Below are 20,646 nucleotides of genomic sequence, written 5' to 3'. Positions count from 1 at the left end.
AAATAGAGTATGAGGTGAGGAACATGATCGACGCCGCTGTTTCCAAACTGGCTGTCTATGCCCTGCGCACTGGGCTGATCGAAGAGAGCGAGTACCTCTGGGCGGTAAACACGATTTTGGATACGCTCAAGCTGGACAGCTACACCGACCCTGGACAGGAGTGGGGAGAAATCGAGCTGGCTCCCGTGCTGGAGGAGCTGCTGGACGACGCCTACGCCAGGGGCGTACTGACAGAGAACTCTGTTGTCTACCGGGACCTGTTTGACACTGAGCTTATGGGGCGGCTCACCCCCCGGCCTGCTCAGGTCATCAGCAAGTTCCAGGCGCTGTACTGTGAGGCTCCCCAAAAGGCCACTGACTGGTATTACGAGCTGAGTCAGGACACCAACTATATCCGGCGGGACCGCATCGCGAAGGATATGCAGTGGAAAACGGACACGGAGTACGGCCAGCTGGACATCACCATTAACCTGTCCAAGCCGGAGAAGGACCCCAAGGCCATCGCGGCTGCCCGGGATCTGCCCGCTTCCAACTATCCCCGCTGTCAGCTATGCGCCGAAAACGAGGGCTATGCTGGCCGGGTGAACCATCCGGCCCGGCAGAATCACCGCATCATTCCCATCACCATTAATGATTCTCCTTGGTTTTTGCAGTACTCCCCCTATGTGTACTACAATGAGCACTGCATCTGCCTGAACAGCGTCCACACACCCATGAAGATCGACAGGGCCTGCTTTGGAAAGCTGCTGGACTTCGTCCGGCAGTTCCCCCACTACTTCGTGGGCTCCAACGCCGACCTGCCCATTGTGGGCGGCTCTATCCTGGCGCATGACCACTTCCAGGGTGGGCGCTATACCTTTGCTATGGAGAAGGCCCCCGTGGAAACGCCCTTCGCCTTCCCGGGTTTTGAGGATGTGAAGGCCGGCATCGTCAAATGGCCCATGTCCGTGGTTCGTCTTGCCTGTCAGGACAGCGGACGTCTGGTGGAGCTGGCGGACAGGATACTCACAGCTTGGCGGGGATATACCGACGAGGCGGCCGCTATTTTGGCCGAGACGGAGGGTGTTCCCCACAATACGATTACGCCTATCGCCAGGATGCGGGACGGGAAATATGAGCTGGATCTGGTGCTGCGGAACAATCTGACTACAGAGGAACATCCCCTGGGGCTGTATCACCCCCACGCCGAGCTCCACCACATCAAGAAGGAGAATATCGGCCTGATCGAGGTAATGGGGCTGGCAGTCCTTCCCGCCCGGCTGAAGGAGGAGCTTGCGGCCGTAGCCGACAGCCTGGTCTCCGGCTCGGATCTGCGGGCCAGCGTGCTGACAGAAAAGCACGCGGATTGGGCGGAGAGATTCCAGACAAAATATACTATCACACGGGAAAACGCCCTGGACATTGTCCAGAGGGAGACCGGACTGGTCTTTGCCCAGGTACTGGAGCATGCCGGAGTGTATAAGCGGTCCAACGAGGGCAGAGAGGCTTTCTTAAGATTCCTGAAGACCATCTGAACAAATGAATCGATATGGGCCCACAGCAGAGATAGCTGTGGGCCCTGTTTTTATTTTTAGATATCCTGGTGCCCAAGCTGCTATATCTCTAATTTGCACTTCACTCCTGTTCACAATTTTGGAACTTAAAGCGCTCTAAATGGAAATTATTGGTGTTTAAAAGAAAAATTAACTTAAAATTCATTGACAGATTTATAAAAAATGGCTATTATAGACATATACATAAAATATATTTCGTTATTGTGAATTCTTTAGGAGGCAGGAGGAGCTGTTATGCTGGTAAGAGGAAAATATGTCCTTACGGATGGAGCAAACGGCAAATCTGTATTTCAAGAGGATGCCGCTGTCCTAATTTGCCAGGATACGATTCGGGAGATCGGCCCTTATGAAGACCTGCACCGGAGGTATCCTCAGGAGGATGTAGCTGGGGACGGCACCCAGATCCTCATGCCGGGTCTGATTGACGCCCATACCCATGGCGCCGGCCTGTCCTATGTACAGAGGGGCGTCACGCTGGACTACCTGGAGAACGCCCTTTTGAAATTTGCCACAGCCTTTCAGCTCCAGCCTGAAACCACGGCTATGCTCAACGCGGTGCGTCATATCCAAAATGGCTGCACAACCCTGCACCATAACGAGAGTGGGGCGGCGCTGGACCCTCATCTGAAAGAGACGTGTGCCAGAAAGATAGAAGGGTATCAGACGACTGGTATCCGACTGGGTTTTTCCCCCGGTGTGCGAAATAAGAACGTGCTAGCCTACGACGACCGGGAATTTCTAAAGACACTGCCGCCCGACCTGCGGCAAGAGGCCGAGCCCATGGTATATATCGATCAGGAGCGGGCGGTCGATGAGTATATGGAGGCCTTTGAGGATCTATATTCGAAGTATAATAGCGCAAAGACCCGGATCTTTTTTGGGCCAAATTGGGTCCAGGGGTCTACGGATGAGTTCTTAAGGCGTGTAAAGGAGCGGGCAGACCAGCTTCATAAGATACCCATCCACCTCCACTGTTTGCAGACCCCGGTCCAAAAGGCCTTTGGCCTGCGCAAATATGGAAAATCACTGGTAGGGCATCTAGATGATCTGGGACTGGTGGACTCCAACCTGGTGCTGGGCCACGCTGTCTACCTGAGTGAAGAGGATATTGCTCTGTTGGCGGAAAAAGACGCCTTTGTCACCCACCACGCCAGCTGTAATTTGATCATGCGGGATGGAATCGCGCCGGTCTATTATATGCTGAAGGCCGGGATGAATGTGGCCATGGGGATGGATGAGAAGGGGATCAACGATGACGAAGACCCCTTCATGGAGATGAGGATGATCTATTTCCTCCACCGACACGCTGGTATTTCCCTCACAGAGTGTCCGGCATTGAGCCCTTATGAGGTCCTGCGGCTGGCCACGGTGAACGGGGCTAGGCCCACTGGCTTTGCCGGAGAGATCGGGGCCCTGCGTCCAGGTATGAAGGCCGATATGATTCTTGTGAATACTCAGGAGATTCTGAATGCGCCCTGTATGCTGCCTGGCTTCGATATGGGAGAGGTAGTGCTGCGCCGCGGACTGGGGCGCTATACGGATACGGTGATCGTAGGCGGAGAGAAGATTATGGAGCACCGCAAGCTGCTGAAGATTGATTTGGAGGCCCTCTATCAGGAGGTGCGGGAGCAGGTGAGCCATGGACGCACTCAGGCCCAGTTGGACCGGGAGGCCTTTTTGGAGCGTATTAGGCCCTATTACCAGGCTTGGTACAACAGCTGGCTGGAGAATGTGGAGCTAGATCCATTTTATCACTTCAACAGCCGGAATTGACTGCTACGAGGAAACGATCCTGTGTTTAGGAGGAACCGGTAAAACAACCGCAAAACAAGTCAGGGGCCCCTGACTTGTGCTCTATTTTCAATAGAGCACAATATCCTGCGATATCTGTCATGAGGCAGTAGGACAAGACATATTTATCATCAAGATACATTTGGAACAATGACGGAACGTCTATGGGTCCCAGAGTGGATTATGCCGTCAACTTAAAGAAATATGTTTCAATATTGTGTAAATTGGATTGGAAAGGTGAAAGCGATGAGAGTGTTGATCATCAATCCAAATAGCGACCAGGAAACGGCAGATGTGTTATCCAAAACGGCACAGTCGTTTTTGGAGGACCGGGGAGAGTTCGACGTGGTGTCCATGAGAACAGCCCCCAAATTGGTGGTCACCTATGAGGACCAGGCGGCCTCTGCCATGGAACTGATCGCCACGGTACGGGCGGGGAGAGAGCGATATGATGCCTTTATCCTGGCCTGCCATGCCGACCCAAATCTGGACCTGGTACGGGAAGTAGCCGGTGGCAAGCCCGTCTTTGGCATTGCCGAAGCATCGATGAGGATGGCGGCTATGCTGCATGGCGGATATGCGGTGATTACTCCGTCTGAGAAGATCATTCCCAAAAAATTCGCCCTCGCCCGAAAATACCACTGTGAAGAAGAACTGAGGACTGTGGTGGTCAGCGGAGGGAACGAGAAGGAGCACCTGCTGGATGCAGGGAGAAAAGCTCTGCAGGTCCCAGGAGTTAACGCCATCGTGCTGGGCTGTGCCAATTATAGCGGCCTGGACAGCGCCCTGGAGCAAGAGCTGAATGTACCAGTTTTTGACGGTCTGATATGGGCCCTGATCCTTGCGGATGGAGCGGTTCATAACAAGGAGTATCAGAGAAAGACTCTGGGATAGGCCGAGTGGGGCAGCTCGTTTGGAGAGGAGGGCATAGAGTTCAAAGGAATGAGCACCCCGGTTTGCTTGAGAAAGGAGGACATAAGATAACGCAAAAGCCCATTTCCCGGTATTTTAGCCTGTAATCAGTATCAAACAGAAAGGATGAAGAAACATGGGAGTTTCTGGAAGCTGCATATTCCTCTGGGCTGTTTATCTCTTTTTTGGGATTTTCCCCTTGGTCTATGTTTCCATAAAGGATAAGAAAGGGGGTAAGAAGGGATGAATAACAACACGATTTACTTAGCGGTCACAGTTGCGTTCATGATTGGCTTGGCCATCATTGGTATCATGATCTCCAGGGGCGTAAAAAGCTCCGAGGACTGGATGGTAGCTGGTAAGTCCCTTGGTAAGATCCCCATGGCCGGCACTTATTTCGCCACCATTGTTTCGGCCACCTCCATTATGTCCTATATGGGCTATTATTACTTGAATGGCTGGCCCGGCTGGTGGAATGCCGCCGGAACCCTGATGACCTCCTTCCTGGCCTGTATTTACTTTGCCAGAAAGGTCCGTCAGAGTGAATGCAATACTCTGCCTGAGTTTATTGAGAAGCGGTACAGCCGGGCCTTTTCTATTCCGGCCTCCCTGCTGGTCGTGCTGTGTTGTACTGCCCTGTTGGCCAATCAGGTCACTGGCGCTGTCATCCTGCTCCAGTCCTTTGTTGATTGGAGCACCATTACCTGCTGCGTTATTCTGCTGCTGGTCTTTATCGTCTTTACCTGTATCGGCGGTATGAAGGCTGTGGCTTGGACGGATACGGTCTGCGCGCTGGTCATCATCGTGGGCGTGTGGATCATCGCGGGAGAATTCCTGTTCCGTGTGGGCGGCTTTACCGCCATGAACGAGGGCATTGCTGCCGTTGACCCGGAGTTTGTCCAGGGCTTCAGTGTCTCTATCCCGCCCATGACCGCCCTGTCTTGGGTCATTACCTGGGGTATCTGCAACTTTGGCGCTCCCCAGTTCGTGGCCCGCTTCATGTCGGCTGAGTCTCCTGAGGTTGCCTCTAAGTCCCAGGGCATCACCGGCATCGGCCTGCTGCTGTTCTATGTGCCTCTGGCTATCATCGGTCTGTGCGGCATCCTGATCCATCCCGGCATTGAGAAGCAGGACGCGGTGTTCACCACCCTGATTATGTCCGAGGTCACTCCTCTGATGGGCGCTGTGATGTTGGCTGCTGTGGTCGCCGCCATCATTTCTACCGCTGACTCTCTGTTGCTGCTAGTAGCTACCACCTTTACCCACGACTTCTACTGCAAGGTTAAGAGCAACGTGACGGATAAGGAGGAGCTGCTGGTGTCCCGTGTGTCCACCATCGTGTTCGGTGTGGGCAGCGTGGTATTGACCTTCTTCATCAATGATACCATCCAGACCTTCCAGGCGAAGGCCGTTACCCTGATGGGTTCCGCCCTGGCAGTCACCACTATGGTGGGCGTCGCCTATAAGAAGGCGAACAAGATCAGCGCCATGATCGCCGCGGTTTGTGGCTTTGTCACCGCGGTTATCTGGTACGCGCTGAACCAGCCCTTTGGCATCATGCCCGCTCTGCCGGCTTGCGCCGTCTGCTTCGTGGTCATCATGGTCGCCTCCTGGATTACGCCTGCCAGCGCAAATGATACAGCCGACAAGGAAGTGATGGAGAACCTGTTTGGCAAACAGTAATTTTTGAAATCAGACACCGGGATATCTCCAGAGATATCCCGGTGCTGAGAGAAACCATCTTAGGGGAACTGGACCTGGGATGGAGGATATATGTTAGACGAGGTGACAGTGATCATGAGTCGGTTAAACGATATGCTCCAGGAGATTGGGGGGATCGGCCGGAATGAGGACGGTTCTATCACGAGGCTTGGCGCGTCAGAGGGGTATTTCCAGGCCCTGGAGCAGGTCAAAATGAGGATGGAGGCCCTGGGGATGAAAGCGGAGCAGGATCCGGTTGGAAATCTGCATGGCATCCTCCCTGGCACTGACCCGGAGGCCAAGTCCATTGTACTCGGATCTCATCTGGATACGGTGATCAAGGGCGGCGTCTTTGACGGTATGCTGGGCGTTACTGGCGCGCTGGAGGTGGTTTACCGCTTGAAGGAGCAGGGCCGGGCATTGAAGCATCCGCTGGAGATCTGGGGCTTTAACCTGGAGGAATCCAGCCCTCTGGGGGGCACTTTTGGAAGCCGCTGTGTGGCTGGTATGGTGGATGCGGAGGCTCCCGGCTATGCTGAACGGCTGGCCAAGTATGGAATGAAACCGGAAAATGTCCGAGCTGCCAAAAAGGACTTGGATAAATATGGGTGTTATTTGGAGTACCACATTGAGCAGGGCGACAAGCTGGACAGCGCCGGGCTGGATATTGGCGTCGTGAGCGGGATCGTCAGCGTTGTCCGCTATGAGGTGACCGCCCACGGGATCAGTAACCATGCCGGCACGACGATGATGCCCAGCCGCAAGGATGCGCTGGTAGGGATGTCCAAGCTCATTGTGGGGGCCGATGCCCGCGCCAGAGAGCTGGATGATACCCTGGTGTTCACCGTAGGAAAGCTCTCTGTTGCCCCAGGGCAGGAGAATGTTATTCCAAACGAGGTAGTCGCAACCTTTGAGATGCGGCACATGGACAAGGCGGTCACAGATCAGTTCTATGCAGATATCCAGGCGATGGCCAAGGAGATATCCAACTGTGAGTTTACTTTTGTGAACACTGTGGCAAAGTACTCCACTCCCTGTGACCCGGCCCTGATTGATACGATCGACCATGTTTGTACCCGCTTGAATATCAGCCATATCATCATGCCCAGCGGCGCCGGCCATGACGCAAATCCCATGGCGCACGAAGGGGTCCCCATTGGGATGGTGTTCGTGCCCAGTGTAAAGGGGATTAGCCACCATGGAGACGAATGGACGGATCCGAAGCACATCGATCTGGGCGCGGATGTCCTGTATGAAACCGTGTTAGCTCTGGATAAAACAGATCTTTGAGAAATTGGAAAGGAAGGATAACTATGCTGGATCTTTTGGTCAAAAATGGCCTCACCTATGTAGATGGAGTATTCAAAAAGTGCGACGTAGGCGTCAAGGATGGTAAGATTGCCTGTGTGGCTGAGTGCGGCATCCTGGGTGAGGCGAAGCGCGTCATTGAAGCGGAGGGGAAGTATGTGATCCCCGGTGGCATCGACACCCATGTACACATCCGCAGCCCAGGACATGATGACCGGGAAGACTTTTACACCGGCACCATGAGCGCGGCACAGGGCGGCTGCACCACCATCCTGGAGCACCCCATTTCCACGCCTCCTCAGTACAACAAGGAGATCCTGGATAACCGCAAGAATATCGCCCGAGACAAATGTGTGGTGGACTACGCCTTTTACGGCGCGGCCGGCGGAGAGTTCCCCGAGGAGATCACCGAGATCGCCAAGGAGGGCATCGTGGCCTATAAATCCTTCCTCCACCAGGCGCCTGAGGGCCGTGAGAAAGAATTCGTGGGCCTGACGATGGCCAACGACGCTGAGATTCTGGTGGGTATGCGTGAAATCGCAAAGACCGGACTCATGATGGCCTCCCATGCGGAGAATAATGACCTGATTACCTATAACATCGCCAAGATGCGGGCCGAAGGGCACACCAAGCCTCTTGACCACTGTAAGTCCCGTCCTCCCATCACGGAGTATTCCACCGTAGCAAAGCTCATCATGTTTGCCAAGGAGACAGGATGCACGCTGGAGCTGGCCCATATGTCCACAGTGGAGTCCATGGAGCTGGCCAGAAAGGCTCGCTTTGAGGGACAGAAGGTCTTTGTGGAGACCTGCCCCCACTACCTGCTGTTGGATGAGACCGCGTTGGAGAAGTATGGTCCCTTTGCCCGCTGCAACCCCCCGCTGCGTCCCAAGGAGACCGTGGAGAAGCTGTGGGACTATGTAAACGATGGCACCATCGACTTTATTGGCAGTGACCACGGCCCCTTCCTGCTCTCGGAGAAAGAGCAGGGGAACGAGGACATCTTTAAGGCATTCTGCGGTGCCCCCGGCGTGGACCTGCGTCTGCCGCTGATGCTGGATGCCGCCGCCCGTGGAAAGACCACCATCGAGCGTGTGGTGGAGCTGCTGTGCGTCAATCCCGCTCGGTGCTTTAATATCTATCCCCAGAAGGGGACCATTAGTGCCGGCGCGGATGCTGACTTGGTGGTATTTGACATGAACGACACTACCGTGGTGGACCGGAACAAGAGTTACAGCAAAGCCCGTGAGACCGCCCGCATCTTTGACGGCTGGGAGTTGGGCTGCAAGCTGAACTATACGGTGGTGCGGGGCCGCGTTCTGATGGAGGACGGCGTCGTGGATCCAGATTGCGCCGGATACGGTCAGTTGGTTACTCCCCAGAAATAACTTATTCTCTCTTTCCTGCTCAAAGAGCCCCCGGCTACTGCTCGGGGGCTCTCTGCATCCTGCCGGTTCATGTTGAAATCCGGAGAGAAACAGGATATAATCCAAAGCGGTATCCTATCAATGGATATTCACATGAAATGAAAAAGAGGGGCGGAAATGAAGGAAAGTCTGAAGGAAAGTGAGTATATCAATTCCATTGTCCGGGCGACAGAAATTTTGAATCTATATCGGGTCAAAGATGTCAAATATCTTGGTGTGACCGACATCAGCCAGGAGTTAGGACTGCATAAGACCTCGGTGTTTCGTATCGTCAAAACGCTGGAACATACAGGGTGGCTAGTCCAAGACGCGCCAAATGGGAAATATCGGATTGGCGCGAAGCTGATCGTCCTCTCGGCTGTTTCCCGTCAGCAGTTTTCTATTGACGACATGATCTATCGTGAGATGCAGCTGCTGGGGCAGCGGTTTAACGAGGATATTGTCCTGACCGGCCTGGTAGACGGCTATCAGGCGGTCTGTATCACAAAAATAAAATCCAACAATGCGCTCCAGATATCTTCCAACGTAGGGTATGCCATCGGAATGACCAAAGGTTCCACCGGGAAAGTCCTGCTGGCCTATCTCCCTAAGGAGATGCAGGAAAAGGCAATTCAGTTGGACAGCCCTGACATCACAGAGGAAGGCCGGGAGGCACTCTTTAAGACATTGGAGAAGATTAGGGAAACCGGATACTGTGTATCTACTTCCGAGCGGGACGAGGGAGTTTCCTCTATTTCCATGCCGCTGTTTGGGCGGGACGGACGCATCATTTACTCTTTAGGCATCGTAGGGGAGGAGCATCGCATGACCAATAAGGGCCGTGAACAGATGCGCCGCGCCCTGCAAGCGTCGATAGAGAGGATCCAAGAGGTGCTGTCTATCGTATAAAGGACCTATCGGCTTTACTTAGCCTCAGGACGGCCCATGCCCATTTTCCCGGCTCAGGGCCAGAACACAAAAGGAGGATCGCCATGGAAGACCATAAAACAAAGATTGTGGTATTGGAGAGCGGCTGCCCCCACTATCAGGCGGGGGATGAGATCTATTTCAGCGGCGCATTTATTGAAAAGGAAAAGAGCGCGGAACTGTGCGCTGTGGCTTTAAACGCCGTTTATCCGTTTGTATATGCCGCCCGCCGGGGCGGAAGTGTAAAGCCGACGCCGGTTCAGTGTCCCGACTGCGGCGAAAGCGTCGTATTCCAAGTGATGCGCCTGGATTGAGATCCGCTGTGCAGAAATGACTGAAAAGAGGAAAACAATGGGAAACAGAGCAGCTGATAGAACATACGAAATACAGTGCCCCTCCTGCGGAATGTGTTATAGAGAATGCGTACTACAAGCGGATGCCATCACGCAAACAGAATATGGGGTAAAGATTGATTTGGACAGATGCAGCCGCTGCGGTCATTGTGCAGCGGTCTGTCCCACCGGCTGTATGGAACATCCATATGCGCCCCTCCAGACGGAACAGCCTCTGGTCCTGCCCCCGGAAGAGGCTCTGGCCTTCCTTCGGACACCCAGGTCAGTGCGCCGATATCGGTCTGATCTGGTCCCTAAAGATGTCATAGAGAGACTTCTCAATGCCGGACGCTATCCTCAGACCGCGAAGAATGCGCAGGGGATCAGCTATTTGGTGGTGAGCGGACGGGAAAAAGTGGTACAGATCAATCAACTATACTGTGAGATCGCAAGAACTTTGCCGGAGGACTTTCCACTGCGAAGCCGTGTCATGCGCCCTGTACTGGTCCAGGAGGAGAAAAAGACAGACGCGCTTTTTTACGGCGCACCTCAGCTGATATTTACTCTGGCAGATATGGACCACGAGCGATGGAAGGAGAACAGCCAGTTTTCTCTTACATTTTTGTCGCTCATGGCACCCTCGCTTGGGTTGGGCACCTGCTGGTGTGGGCAGATGGGCCTGCTGACCGCTCAAATGGAGTATATGAAGCGGTTTGGAGCGCTGATAGGACTGCCGGAAGGAAAACGAATCTGTGGATGCATGATCTTCGGATACCCTGATGTGAAGTTCAGACGGCTTGTGGCCAGGGATCCTCTGGAAGTTTTTTGGCGATAGTAGAGACTGAAGCGCTACAGCTCCGCGACATATCCTGATTAATAATTGGAGATGGATGGAACAAAACCCTGATGCGTAAAAGAAGTGTGCCGCCTGTTTTCACAGGCGGCACACTCTTTGCTTTCGTCAGCCCTATATGCTTATACCTTCTTGGTATATAGTTATATATATTCAGAGGTTGACATGTAAAAGCCGATGTTCTATAAGAAAAATATTGTTGCGAATGCTTCTGCTATCCTGTATCTGGTTATCGCAGAGAATCAATCTTCATGAGCGGTGTCAGCTAAAACGTCTGGATCAGAAGGGGCGGCCTTCTTATTGATAATTTTCATCAATACAGGGCTGAACAATGCTACAAGAATCAACACGACCAAAACCATGGAAATTGGTCTTGTCAAAAAGTATTGGAATAGCCCTGTACGCTTCGTGATGACCAATGTCTGTCTCCAATTGCTTTCAGCTATTGGCCCTAGGATCATAGCCAGAACTACAGGTGCCGTAGCAAATCCGTACTTGCGCATGAAATAGCCGATAAAACCAAAAATCAACATAATCCACACATCAAAAATGCTCTGTTGGACAGCGTAGGAGCCCACAGTGGACAATGCGATAATCAGCGGCGCCAATATCGTCATCTTTACAGTAGAAATTTTAACTACCTGTTTACATACTAGCAATCCGGCAACGCCCATTAAAATATTTGCGATTGCAAATGCTAAGATAATACAATAGACGATAGGACCGGTAGTGGCATCAGTAAAAAGCTTATAGCCGGGATTCAATCCCTTAATCATCAATCCGCCCAGCATGATAGCTGCCACGCCAGAACCGGGGATTCCCAAGGTCAAGAGAGGAATCAGGGCACCTCCGGTGACTGCGTTATTGGCGGTTTCAGATGCTGCAATACCGACAAGCGAGCCATGTCCAAACTGTTCAGGATTCTTCGAGGAGTTCTTTGCGGTGTTGTAAGAAATCCAAGAGCCGATATCGCCGCCAGCACCAGGCAAAATTCCAACAAGAATGCCAATAATAGAGCTTTGTGCAATCGTGGGAAGTAACGGCTTGAATTCGCGCCAAGGTAATAGCGGGCTGCCAGACAAATTCTTGGCATTCTCATCCAGAACGGTAGATTTTCCTTTTACTACATCTTCTATCGAAAACATGACTTGGCTGATGGAAAACAGGCCTATCATAGCGGGGACTAAGTTAATACCTGCTTGAAGCTCTAAAAAACCGAAGCAATATCTGGGGGCCGATGTTTGGATATCCAGGCCCACGCAGCCAATAATCAATCCGAGGCAACCGGAGAGCAACCCTTTCATCATGTTATCGCCGGCCAAAGACCCAATAATGGTAAGACCGAATACCCCAATCAGAAAGTACTCCAGGCTGCTGAATTTCAAGGCGACTTGGGAAAGAGCCGGCGCAATGAACAGCAATGCAATTGCGGAAATTGTTCCTCCAATCATCGAACAGATGGTGGAGGTGCCAATTGCCTTGAGTCCTTTGCCCTGGCGGGTAAGCGCGAATCCATCTGCTGCGGTGGCTGCTGATGCAGGAGTGCCAGGGGTGTGGAGCAGACATGCGGTAATAGAACCGCCATAAATTGCGGAGGTATAAACCGCAACCAACAAAGTGATGCCTGCCTCACCACTCATACCGAAGGTTACGGGAATCAACAACGCCACTGCCATAGAGGCAGACAATCCAGGCATAGCGCCAATAAACATACCGCCTAATGTGCCGGCGATAATTGCAACGATTACGTCGGGCTGTGTGAGCATAGCGGCACCTTGCGCCATTAAGTTAAACATATGCTTGCCCCCTTACTTCAACAGAGGTACTTTCAGTACCACTACAAACAAAACGTAAATAAAAACTAAATAAACGGCGTCTATTGTTAAAATCAACCAAAGCGGCTTGACTTTCTCAATTAGCATAAATACGAGGATCAAAATCGCCGTTGCAATAAAATAGTTCGTAAAGCTAAATAGGACGCAATATAATACGACACCCAAAAACATCAGAATTGGGACTTTGATTTCAGAGATAGATGTATATCCCTCGTTGGAAGGATTCTTTTTTAATTGCCTTACCGTGCGGACTAAAAGAGCTGTATTACATATCAGAGCCACTGACAAAATCAGCCGCGGCATAGTTTCGGCGCCGCTTTTCATAGTAAAGGTCTGCATGAAACAAAACAACATGAATGCGTAAATCAAAATACAGGCAAAAATGTCCTGCTTTGCCTTTCTGTTCACCAAGGATCTCCTCCCCTTTGCGGATATAAGACACAAAGCCAGCGTCCCCCAGGCGGATGCGCCTGGGGGGACGCCGCCTATTATTATGTGATATCTGTCATGTTATGAAGCGCGGATTAGGCACCCCAGATCTCTCGGGCAGTGTTCTGCATTTCGGTCAGGTAGTTTAGATACTCCTCGCCTTCCTTGAAATCAGTGGTGGTGTAAATATCAGACAGCTGCTTAATCATATCAGGATCCTGAACCGCCTGCTTAACTGCGTCAGCTAGAACGACTTTAATATCCTCGGGCACATCCTTCAACATAGCATATCCGCGGCTGGAGCAGCCAGTAATGTCGGTTCCAGTCAGCTCCTTGTAAGTAGGAACGTCGGGCAAATTGGGGTCGCGCTCGTCAGCAAATACGCACAGAACTTTATACTGACCATCCAGATGACCGGCGGCCATTTCGGAAACATTACCCATTACAAAGTCGGTGGTACCGTTCAGCAAGAAGGTAATATTGTCACCAGAGCCTTCAGAAGCAATAATGTCTACTTCAACACCAAGGTCATTCGCCACCAGCATATCAGTAGTAGAATCGTCAGAGGTAATACCCATACCGGATGCGGAGGTAATCATTACACCTTCCTGTTTCCAGTAGTTTGCAAAGCTCTCCCAGTCAGAGTAACGATCATCATCTACTCGGATGGCCATACAGCTTGAGTCGGTAACCTGGTTGCAAATTAACTCGAAGTCATTATGATCATACTTCATCGTGTTATTCACATCGTATTTACCGGCAGTTACATTGGGGCTGTTGATGAGGAAAAAGCTATATCCATCGGGGTCGGTACTCTCCAGCATTTGATTCCATAGCACCCAACCAGAGGCGCCCGTAACATTTTCGACGGTACAGGTAGTACCGAGAATCTCACCGACCTTAACCGCCATCAGACGGCACAGGGTGTCGGAGCTGCCGCCGGCAGAATAGCCACAGTACAGTGTAATATTTTTATTTCCTGGGTAGGTTCCGGTTTGAGAAGGGGCCTGTGCTGATGTAGACGTACCACCGTCAGCGGATGTAGAGGGCGTCTTGGTGTTGTTGTTTCCGCAAGCGCTTAAGGTCATTACCAGAGCCAAGGACAACGCGGTAATGGATGCAAGTTTCTTTTTCATAATCTATTCTCCTTTTCATCCTAATTTTTATTTGTACGGGGGTGGGTTCCCGAACAAATCGACAATACCTTACACTGGAGACTAAATACCAGGAAACTATCACTACAATTTGAAGTATAGCCTCTACATTTACTTCATTCAATCGGAAAATATTTATAGAAAAGAAGGGTCGTTTTTATCTATTTTTCCGATTCTTAAAGGGGGAATGAAAAATTTCTTCATTTATAAGGTAATTTAATGTAGTGAATGAAGTGACTGTTACCCCTGTGAAACAAAAGATTTTCATAAAGACACATTCGTGATAGATTACAGAGAAGGTTTCGAGTTGTTCATGAGTTGGAACAATTTAAACGATATCCGCGCTAAGTGTTCTAATTCTCGGTTGGATTTGTTTCTAGATGCATTGAATAGAAAAAAACTTAAAAATCACACCCGATTTCTTTTAACTTTTCATCTACCCAAGGGCGAATATATTCGCCTTTATGGATAATATTTTCCATAATTTTTGCTTCCTTTTCCATCGTCTTGCAGGTAGCGGCGGCCAGTGCTTCGGCGTCTACAGGATCGATAATAACAATACCATCTCCATCTCCGACAATAATATCTCCTGGTTTTACTGTTTTCCCTCCAATAACAATAGGAACATTGATTTCTCCAGGTCCATTCTTGTAAGGCCCATTGGGGGTTACACCTTTTGCATAGACAGCAAAATCTGTCAGTGTGCTAATCCCATCAAGATCGCGGATCGCCCCATCACAGACAATACCGGCGATCCCCCGAACTCGGCAATAGCTGACCATTAGTTCACCGAAAATGGCACGGTCTACACTACCGCCAGCGTCGATCATGATGACATCCCCAGGCAAAGCCATATCCATAGCTTTGTGGAACATGAGGTTGTCTCCCTGCGGCATACGGATTGTAAAGGCTGTGCCCAGTAAAGGGCTCCGGTTCATGGGACGAATTGCCGCGTCTACCGCTGCAATTCGTCCCATATTATCATCGATGTTGGCCACTGGCATCTCTCGGAACAGTTCTACCAGTTTTTTATCAGGCCGGTTGATTTCATATACAATTTTGTTTCCTATACTCATTTTGCTCTCCTTTACCCTATTTGTACCAATTAGCCTTCGGTTCGTTTCAAATAAACTTAAGTCCTAAATCTTTGTCTAAAACTGCGCGATTGGCTACATAGCGACGAGGCAGCTTTCCCACCGTGAGGGCGTCAGGCAACAGTTGGCATACCATGGTAATTTGCGTCTTTTTTGCTCCCACACCATATGATCCGCTATGGGGACTCAAAATTACATTGTCCATTTTAAGCAACGGATCATTTGCTTCTATCGGCTCTTTTTCCACGGTATCCAAGCCGGCATAAAGGATTTCACCGTTTTGTAAGGCCCATGCAAGTGCTTTCTGATCAATCACTGGGCCGCGAGACGTATTGATAATCATAGCTGTATTTTTCATTTTGCGGAATGCGTCTTCGCTAAAAATATGGGTTGTTTCAGGAGTAAGATTAACATGTATCGATATGATATCACTGTCCGTGAGCAGCTCATCAAAAGATACAAACTTCACATGTGGATACTGGCGCTTAACTTCGTCTGTAATATAGGGGTCACATGTAATAATTTTTGTACCAAATCCATTGTAGAAGATATCATGCAAGTGGCGGGCGGCCCCACCAAACCCGAAAAGCCCTAAGGTCATCTCTCGAACATCCCCAGGGAGTAAGTATTGACACTTAGGCCAACCACCCTTGCGAATTTCGCGGTCATAGTAATTGGTATTACGGATTAATCCCATAATCATAGCCGTGGCTAAATCTGCAAGCTCTTTAGCACAAAAACCAGGCAGATTTAAAACGACGATACCCAGTTCTGCAGCTGCGTTCAAATCAATGGAATTGACGCCTACACCAAAACGTTGTACATATTTTAGTTGTGGTAACGCTTCCATAACTTTGCGTGTAATAGGGGGATTTCCGGTCGCTAAAATTGCAATTGCTCCTTGACAGCCACTGATAATTTCTTCTTCTGTAATAAAGTGTTGTGTATCCAGTTTTAAACCTGCCTGGGCATAAGCTGCTCGTACTTTCTCCAATTCTTCGGACGATACACTGCCATAGTCTTTATCTACGACTACTGCTCTTTCCATATATCTCCCTTCCTTTTGACCCAAATGATTTTGACTTTATGCTTTGGTTTATGTATATTGCACAATTTGATTTGGCTTAATGATAGCATATCATTGACGAGAAGTACAATTCAATATATAATATAATCAACATTCCTTTTATGTCATATAGACTCCGGGAGAATCTGAAGGTAAGAGATATGTTGTATAAAAATTACGATTATTTTCTGACTATTGCGAAGCTTGGCAGTTTAACAAAGGCTGCTGAAGCACTATATGTTACTCAACCATCTCTTAGCAAATATTTAAGTCGCCTTGAAGAAAGCCTCAATATTCAACTATTTGATCGATCTTCCTCCCCGCTTTCATTGACCTATGCCGGGAAATTATATCTTGACTATGTCAATAAAATGGCCGACCTGAATCGTCAGCTTCAGGATGATTTTGATAAAATACGCAATGATGAGAAGGGAGAATTTACATTTGGTATTACAAGCTGGAGGAGCAGTATTATGCTCCCCACTCTTCTGCCGCTGTTTCGGAGTCGGTATCCACATATAAAAATTAATGTTGTGGAGGGCAAAAGCTACACATTTGAAAGCGCTATGCTGAACAACCAGGTGGATTTTTGCCTGATGAGTGTACCATCTAACTTTAGTTTCCCTGCTACTTATGAAAGTCTTGGGATGGAGAAGATCTATCTGGCCGGAAATCGACGGCACTTACTTGTCCAACATGCGTTGCAGCAGCCGGCAGGCCCTGATGGTATACACAATTTTGACGTTTCTTTACTGAATGGCGAACAATTTATTAATCTAAAGCCAGGTCAGCTGCTCTGCCGTTTAAACCAGCGATTTTTTAATCAACATGATGTGCATCCTAGAGAGATCTGGAGTACAGAAAATATCGTGACCGCACTGAATCTAGTTAATTGTACAGAATATTTTACATCTATCCCTGCGCTATGTACCAAGATGGAGCATTTGCCTGAAAATGTCGTCCTCTTTGAGTTCGGAACGCCTCCTCTTGAGTGGGAAATTGCCATTGTCTATCCTAAAAACTCACATATTACACGTACTATGAGATTATTTATAGATACAATCAAAGAATTATATAGCTATCCAGCTTGATCGATTAAGGAGTGTAATACAGTATGAAATTAATTATAGGCGATAAAAGAGGCGAAAAAGCGCAAAACCACAACCACTCAAGTGGCAGTCAGGATTAAACTGTCTGGAAGTAATCGATCAGTCATAGCTCTAACGCTGCGAATGAGAGACTGGTTAGCGGAGTTCCTAAGAGGGGCACAATGGCCTTTAGGGGATAACACCAGGCCGGGATTTTCTCATTCTAACAGCTTTGGTATCAGATGTGAAAAAGGAACGGATAACGGCCGTAGCTCAATCCTGTAAAACCACCTTGATTGTAATAGGGGGATCTTCGGGTGAACACTTCTTTTGTTCGGCGCATTCAACAAGCCCGACTTACTCATGGACAGTTAAAAATTGCGGATTATTTTTTAAAACATCAAAATCGAATTTGCACAATGAGCAGCTTGGCGGTTGCACGTGAAGTAGGAGTAAGCGACGCCTCTATTATTCGTTTCTCACGAGCAATTGGCTACAAAGGTTTTGCGGATTTAAAAAATGATTTGCATAGCAATTTGACACAAGAGCTTTCGCAGATAAATCTAGGTAAATATCCGCCAGACAAGCGCCTGGATGTGCAAGTGAAAAAGTATGAATATTTAAATCGTCCCGCTGAACTGCTCCATCTTTTGCTAAATAATGTGGAACAGTCCCTTCGACAAAATGACTTTCAACAATATGAGCGGGCGGTAAATCTTTTGTCTAGTGCTCGAAGGCATCTGGTGCTTGGACTACATGGGTGCCAGGGGATTGCACTCTATTTTGCACGGGCGCTTAGTTTTTTGATGGACGATGTACGGACTATAACTGCTGGTTCCAGTGATGATGCTGCATTGCTTCAAAACTTGTGTCAAAATGATGTAGCGCTTGCGATCAGTTTTGCCCGATACTATAAAAGTGATTTTATATTGGCTAATTTAATCAAAAGTCAGGGGATTTCTTTGATTACCCTTACTGATAGTACCGCATCTCCCTTGGCTCAGGTTGCCGACGTTGTCCTATTAGTAGAAACAAAACATATGAGTTTCCTAAATTCCGCTGCTGGGTCAATTAGTGTTTTAGAATATTTATTGGCTATGCTTTGTTGGAGAGAGCCTCAGAAATATCAAATGCATATGGAGGAGCGTGAAAAATTTACTGCCCCCTTCTTGTAATGACGATCTTGTCATCCACTACAAAATCTATTCTTTTTTGTCACTTTTTTTGCCTTGTATAGCGGACTAAACGACAAGTTATCCAAAAAGTATAGAGAAATTTTAGAAAAAGTCTGCCATTGAATGTTGTGTGTGTAGTGCCTATAATCAAGTTTGTAGTATATACTACTTTCTGCGTTCTTGCCTATAACCACAACCCTTAAAAGAAAGGCAGGCAAATAATCATATGACACATCGGGTTTTAATTTCTGAAACTGTCGCTCAGGAAGGAATTGAATATCTAGAGGAACATGGGTATCAGGTTAAGCGTGGACATGGAATTGATCACTTATCATTGTTAGAGGATATTCAGGATTGTGATGCTGTACTTGTCCGAGTAGCTATCATTGACCAGGAGATTATAGAAAAAAATCCTCAACTGAAAGTGATCGCAAAACATGGCGCGGGCTACGATAATATTGATGTCGGAGCCGCGGAAAAGCAAGGAGTTCGAGTTGTTTTTGCGCCAAATGCCAATTCCCTATCTGTCGCTGAACATACCATGGCGCTTCTCCTTGCCTGTGCAAAAAAAATCCCTTATTTTTCTCGTGAATATGCGAATGGAAATCCTCAGGTACGTGATCTTTATCCGAATGATGAGATTCATGGCAAGTGCCTAGGGTTACTTGGTCTTGGTAGAATTGGAATGGCAGTGGCCAATATGGCGATACATGGCTTTGGTATGCGTGTTATTGCATATGACCCATTTTTAGCTGAAAATAGAGACATTGGTGAGGTAAAGCTGGTACATAATCGGGATGAATTGCTGGCACAGGCGGACTATGTCAGTGTCCACATCCCGGCGACGCCGGAAAATATTAAGAGTATCAGTAATCATGAATTCCAGATCATGAAGCCTACGGCAGTTTTAATTAATGCCGCCCGTGGAAAAATCGTAGATGAAACGGCACTGGAAAGGGCTATTCGAAATAAGGAAATTGCAGGCGCCGGTTTGGATGTGAGTGACCCGGAGCCAGCTGTGCCTGATAATCCGCTTTTCCATATGGATGAGGTAATTATGACTCCTCATTGTGCAGGCACAACGCATGAGGCTATGGTCCGTATGGTGCTTGATGCTGCAAAAGGGATCGACGAAGTATTTTCCGGCAGGGAACCTACTTACAAGATTATATAATACTTTATGAAAAGGCCCTCTCATGCGGTGTTGTTGTCCCGTTTTGAGAGGGCCTTGTTGTACAGATGTTTCGTCCTATTGCCCGGACTGATAAAAGATAGTCATATGTTTCCCATATAATATTGGGGGGCAATTTTTACTAAAATAACTGCGATAAGATTGGCAAGAGAAACCTTCTGATCTACGAGGAATATCTAAATAGAGTCCTTCGTATCCCAAGTATCTGGCGTTCATGGACAAGGCTTATGCGGCTGAAGGAAATGAAGATGAAGAATTTCTTAAATAATGTAACTAATAATGCCGGTTACAACTTTTCTGAAATAACTTTAGAACTCTTTTAACTATAAAATATTTTAACCCGGACAAAGGCTGTCTGGGTTTTCTATTATTCTTCAATATAGAGTGGAAAAGAATGTCTCGTAAGCAAGGGCAGTCATGAACTTTTCATAGACCAGGGAGATCGTTTCAGTTGGTACGGCGGATAAACGACGGTTGGTTACAAAGACAATATTCCGAACTGGTGTATACGTTGAATATGGTATGCCACGGCACTACACCGAGCAAATACTGCGGCAGTCACCTAATAACCACTTACCTATCGGCTTGGAAGTGAGGCGTGTATCGTCTCCTGGATCCAGGCATACATCAGCGGAAGGTGGTTTTCAGAGGTGCGGATGTTCATACGGAAGGTCGTGGTTCATAATTAGAACATGAGGTGAGGGAAGTATTCTCGACAGACAGGGGAGATCCTGATAAGGATAATTGGGTTCATTGGCACAATTGAAGAAAACATGGAGTAGGGTAGAACTTCATAGATGAAAAAGCCCCCGTCAGATACTGCTTCTGCA

18 protein-coding genes are annotated in these 20,646 nt (G+C 48.8%); 12 read left to right on the top strand and 6 right to left on the bottom strand.

Features of this window, described 5'->3' with window-relative positions; genetic code table 11:
* Window positions 1-23 precede the first annotated feature (23 nt).
* From galT to WKS99_RS00715, 9 genes are all read left to right on the top strand, one after another.
* The gene (galT, locus tag WKS99_RS00755; protein WP_340405162.1) at window positions 24-1,514 is read left to right on the top strand and encodes a UDP-glucose--hexose-1-phosphate uridylyltransferase; all 1,491 of its coding nucleotides are present in this window, start codon (window positions 24-26) and stop codon (window positions 1,512-1,514) included.
* A 273-nt stretch (window positions 1,515-1,787) separates the two neighbouring features.
* On the top strand, window positions 1,788-3,326 hold the full coding sequence (locus WKS99_RS00750) for an amidohydrolase family protein (RefSeq protein WP_147572098.1): 1,539 nt from the start codon (window positions 1,788-1,790) through the stop codon (window positions 3,324-3,326).
* A 264-nt stretch (window positions 3,327-3,590) separates the two neighbouring features.
* The gene (locus WKS99_RS00745) at window positions 3,591-4,238 is read left to right on the top strand and encodes an aspartate/glutamate racemase family protein (protein ID WP_243200915.1); all 648 of its coding nucleotides are present in this window, start codon (window positions 3,591-3,593) and stop codon (window positions 4,236-4,238) included.
* 261 nt (window positions 4,239-4,499) lie between these two features.
* The gene (locus WKS99_RS00740; RefSeq protein WP_147572100.1) at window positions 4,500-5,939 is read left to right on the top strand and encodes a sodium:solute symporter family protein; all 1,440 of its coding nucleotides are present in this window, start codon (window positions 4,500-4,502) and stop codon (window positions 5,937-5,939) included.
* Between the two features lie 114 nt (window positions 5,940-6,053).
* Entirely contained in the window at window positions 6,054-7,247 is a 1,194-nt protein-coding gene (locus tag WKS99_RS00735) for a Zn-dependent hydrolase (protein WP_186852049.1), read from the top strand.
* A 23-nt stretch (window positions 7,248-7,270) separates the two neighbouring features.
* The gene (gene allB, locus WKS99_RS00730) at window positions 7,271-8,653 is read left to right on the top strand and encodes an allantoinase AllB (protein WP_207721878.1); all 1,383 of its coding nucleotides are present in this window, start codon (window positions 7,271-7,273) and stop codon (window positions 8,651-8,653) included.
* Between the two features lie 156 nt (window positions 8,654-8,809).
* Window positions 8,810-9,580 carry an IclR family transcriptional regulator gene (locus WKS99_RS00725; protein WP_147572102.1) on the top strand — a complete coding sequence of 257 codons (771 nt, stop codon included), beginning with the start codon at window positions 8,810-8,812 and terminating at the stop codon, window positions 9,578-9,580.
* An 83-nt stretch (window positions 9,581-9,663) separates the two neighbouring features.
* Complete coding sequence (locus WKS99_RS00720; RefSeq protein WP_147572103.1) at window positions 9,664-9,912, top strand: TIGR04076 family protein; 249 nt, start codon at window positions 9,664-9,666, stop codon at window positions 9,910-9,912.
* Window positions 9,913-9,928: 16 nt separating this feature from the next.
* Window positions 9,929-10,765, top strand: a complete 837-nt coding sequence (locus WKS99_RS00715; RefSeq protein ID WP_374739753.1) for a nitroreductase family protein — start codon at window positions 9,929-9,931, stop codon at window positions 10,763-10,765.
* 260 nt (window positions 10,766-11,025) lie between these two features.
* On the opposite strand, the gene WKS99_RS00710 is transcribed toward WKS99_RS00715, so the two are convergent.
* From WKS99_RS00710 to WKS99_RS00690, 6 genes are all read right to left on the bottom strand, one after another.
* Window positions 11,026-12,579 (bottom strand): tripartite tricarboxylate transporter permease, encoded by a 1,554-nt coding sequence (locus WKS99_RS00710; RefSeq protein ID WP_240287247.1) that lies wholly within the window; start codon window positions 12,577-12,579, stop codon window positions 11,026-11,028.
* Between the two features lie 12 nt (window positions 12,580-12,591).
* The gene (locus tag WKS99_RS13400; RefSeq protein WP_243200916.1) at window positions 12,592-12,942 is read right to left on the bottom strand and encodes a tripartite tricarboxylate transporter TctB family protein; all 351 of its coding nucleotides are present in this window, start codon (window positions 12,940-12,942) and stop codon (window positions 12,592-12,594) included.
* Complete coding sequence (locus tag WKS99_RS00705; protein WP_240287249.1) at window positions 12,884-13,060, bottom strand: hypothetical protein; 177 nt, start codon at window positions 13,058-13,060, stop codon at window positions 12,884-12,886. The genes WKS99_RS13400 and WKS99_RS00705 overlap by 59 nt, the downstream gene beginning before the upstream one ends.
* An 82-nt stretch (window positions 13,061-13,142) precedes the next feature.
* Window positions 13,143-14,183, bottom strand: a complete 1,041-nt coding sequence (locus tag WKS99_RS00700; RefSeq protein ID WP_186852052.1) for a tripartite tricarboxylate transporter substrate binding protein — start codon at window positions 14,181-14,183, stop codon at window positions 13,143-13,145.
* Window positions 14,184-14,602: 419 nt separating this feature from the next.
* Window positions 14,603-15,277, bottom strand: coding sequence for an RraA family protein (locus tag WKS99_RS00695; RefSeq protein ID WP_186852053.1), 675 nt, complete (start codon window positions 15,275-15,277; stop codon window positions 14,603-14,605).
* Window positions 15,278-15,323: 46 nt separating this feature from the next.
* The gene (locus WKS99_RS00690; protein WP_186852054.1) at window positions 15,324-16,343 is read right to left on the bottom strand and encodes a C-terminal binding protein; all 1,020 of its coding nucleotides are present in this window, start codon (window positions 16,341-16,343) and stop codon (window positions 15,324-15,326) included.
* Between the two features lie 179 nt (window positions 16,344-16,522).
* Between WKS99_RS00690 and WKS99_RS00685 the strand changes: the two genes are divergently transcribed.
* The 3 genes from WKS99_RS00685 to WKS99_RS00675 all read left to right on the top strand — a co-directional run bounded on the left by WKS99_RS00685 (window position 16,523) and on the right by WKS99_RS00675 (window position 19,798).
* Window positions 16,523-17,452 carry a LysR family transcriptional regulator gene (locus WKS99_RS00685; RefSeq protein WP_186852055.1) on the top strand — a complete coding sequence of 310 codons (930 nt, stop codon included), beginning with the start codon at window positions 16,523-16,525 and terminating at the stop codon, window positions 17,450-17,452.
* A 314-nt stretch (window positions 17,453-17,766) separates the two neighbouring features.
* Window positions 17,767-18,624 (top strand): MurR/RpiR family transcriptional regulator, encoded by an 858-nt coding sequence (locus WKS99_RS00680; RefSeq protein ID WP_186852056.1) that lies wholly within the window; start codon window positions 17,767-17,769, stop codon window positions 18,622-18,624.
* Between the two features lie 226 nt (window positions 18,625-18,850).
* A complete protein-coding gene (locus WKS99_RS00675) occupies window positions 18,851-19,798 on the top strand; it encodes a hydroxyacid dehydrogenase (RefSeq protein ID WP_262670363.1) in 948 nt (315 codons plus the stop codon).
* Window positions 19,799-20,646 lie beyond the last annotated feature (848 nt).

It is taken from the genome of Flintibacter sp. HCN-6482, from assembly GCF_037892565.1.
In the GTDB taxonomy this organism is placed as follows: Bacteria; Bacillota; Clostridia; order Oscillospirales; family Oscillospiraceae; genus Lawsonibacter; species Lawsonibacter aceti.
Note: the sequence above shows the minus strand (reverse complement) of the source record. Positions and strands in the feature narration are given on the sequence as shown.

Bases quoted from the DNA above. Each gene is read 5' to 3' on its own strand.
- galT (WP_340405162.1), top strand. From the start codon at position 24: ATGATCGACGCCGCTGTTTCCAAACTGGCTGTCTATGCCCTGCGCACT.
- WKS99_RS00750 (WP_147572098.1), top strand. From the start codon at position 1,788: ATGCTGGTAAGAGGAAAATATGTCCTTACGGATGGAGCAAACGGCAAA.
- WKS99_RS00745 (WP_243200915.1), top strand. From the start codon at position 3,591: ATGAGAGTGTTGATCATCAATCCAAATAGCGACCAGGAAACGGCAGAT.
- WKS99_RS00740 (WP_147572100.1), top strand. From the start codon at position 4,500: ATGAATAACAACACGATTTACTTAGCGGTCACAGTTGCGTTCATGATT.
- WKS99_RS00735 (WP_186852049.1), top strand. From the start codon at position 6,054: ATGAGTCGGTTAAACGATATGCTCCAGGAGATTGGGGGGATCGGCCGG.
- allB (WP_207721878.1), top strand. From the start codon at position 7,271: ATGCTGGATCTTTTGGTCAAAAATGGCCTCACCTATGTAGATGGAGTA.
- WKS99_RS00725 (WP_147572102.1), top strand. From the start codon at position 8,810: ATGAAGGAAAGTCTGAAGGAAAGTGAGTATATCAATTCCATTGTCCGG.
- WKS99_RS00720 (WP_147572103.1), top strand. From the start codon at position 9,664: ATGGAAGACCATAAAACAAAGATTGTGGTATTGGAGAGCGGCTGCCCC.
- WKS99_RS00715 (WP_374739753.1), top strand. From the start codon at position 9,929: ATGACTGAAAAGAGGAAAACAATGGGAAACAGAGCAGCTGATAGAACA.
- WKS99_RS00710 (WP_240287247.1), bottom strand. From the start codon at position 12,579: ATGTTTAACTTAATGGCGCAAGGTGCCGCTATGCTCACACAGCCCGAC.
- WKS99_RS13400 (WP_243200916.1), bottom strand. From the start codon at position 12,942: ATGAAAAGCGGCGCCGAAACTATGCCGCGGCTGATTTTGTCAGTGGCT.
- WKS99_RS00700 (WP_186852052.1), bottom strand. From the start codon at position 14,183: ATGAAAAAGAAACTTGCATCCATTACCGCGTTGTCCTTGGCTCTGGTA.
- WKS99_RS00695 (WP_186852053.1), bottom strand. From the start codon at position 15,277: ATGAGTATAGGAAACAAAATTGTATATGAAATCAACCGGCCTGATAAA.
- WKS99_RS00690 (WP_186852054.1), bottom strand. From the start codon at position 16,343: ATGGAAAGAGCAGTAGTCGTAGATAAAGACTATGGCAGTGTATCGTCC.
- WKS99_RS00685 (WP_186852055.1), top strand. From the start codon at position 16,523: ATGTTGTATAAAAATTACGATTATTTTCTGACTATTGCGAAGCTTGGC.
- WKS99_RS00675 (WP_262670363.1), top strand. From the start codon at position 18,851: ATGACACATCGGGTTTTAATTTCTGAAACTGTCGCTCAGGAAGGAATT.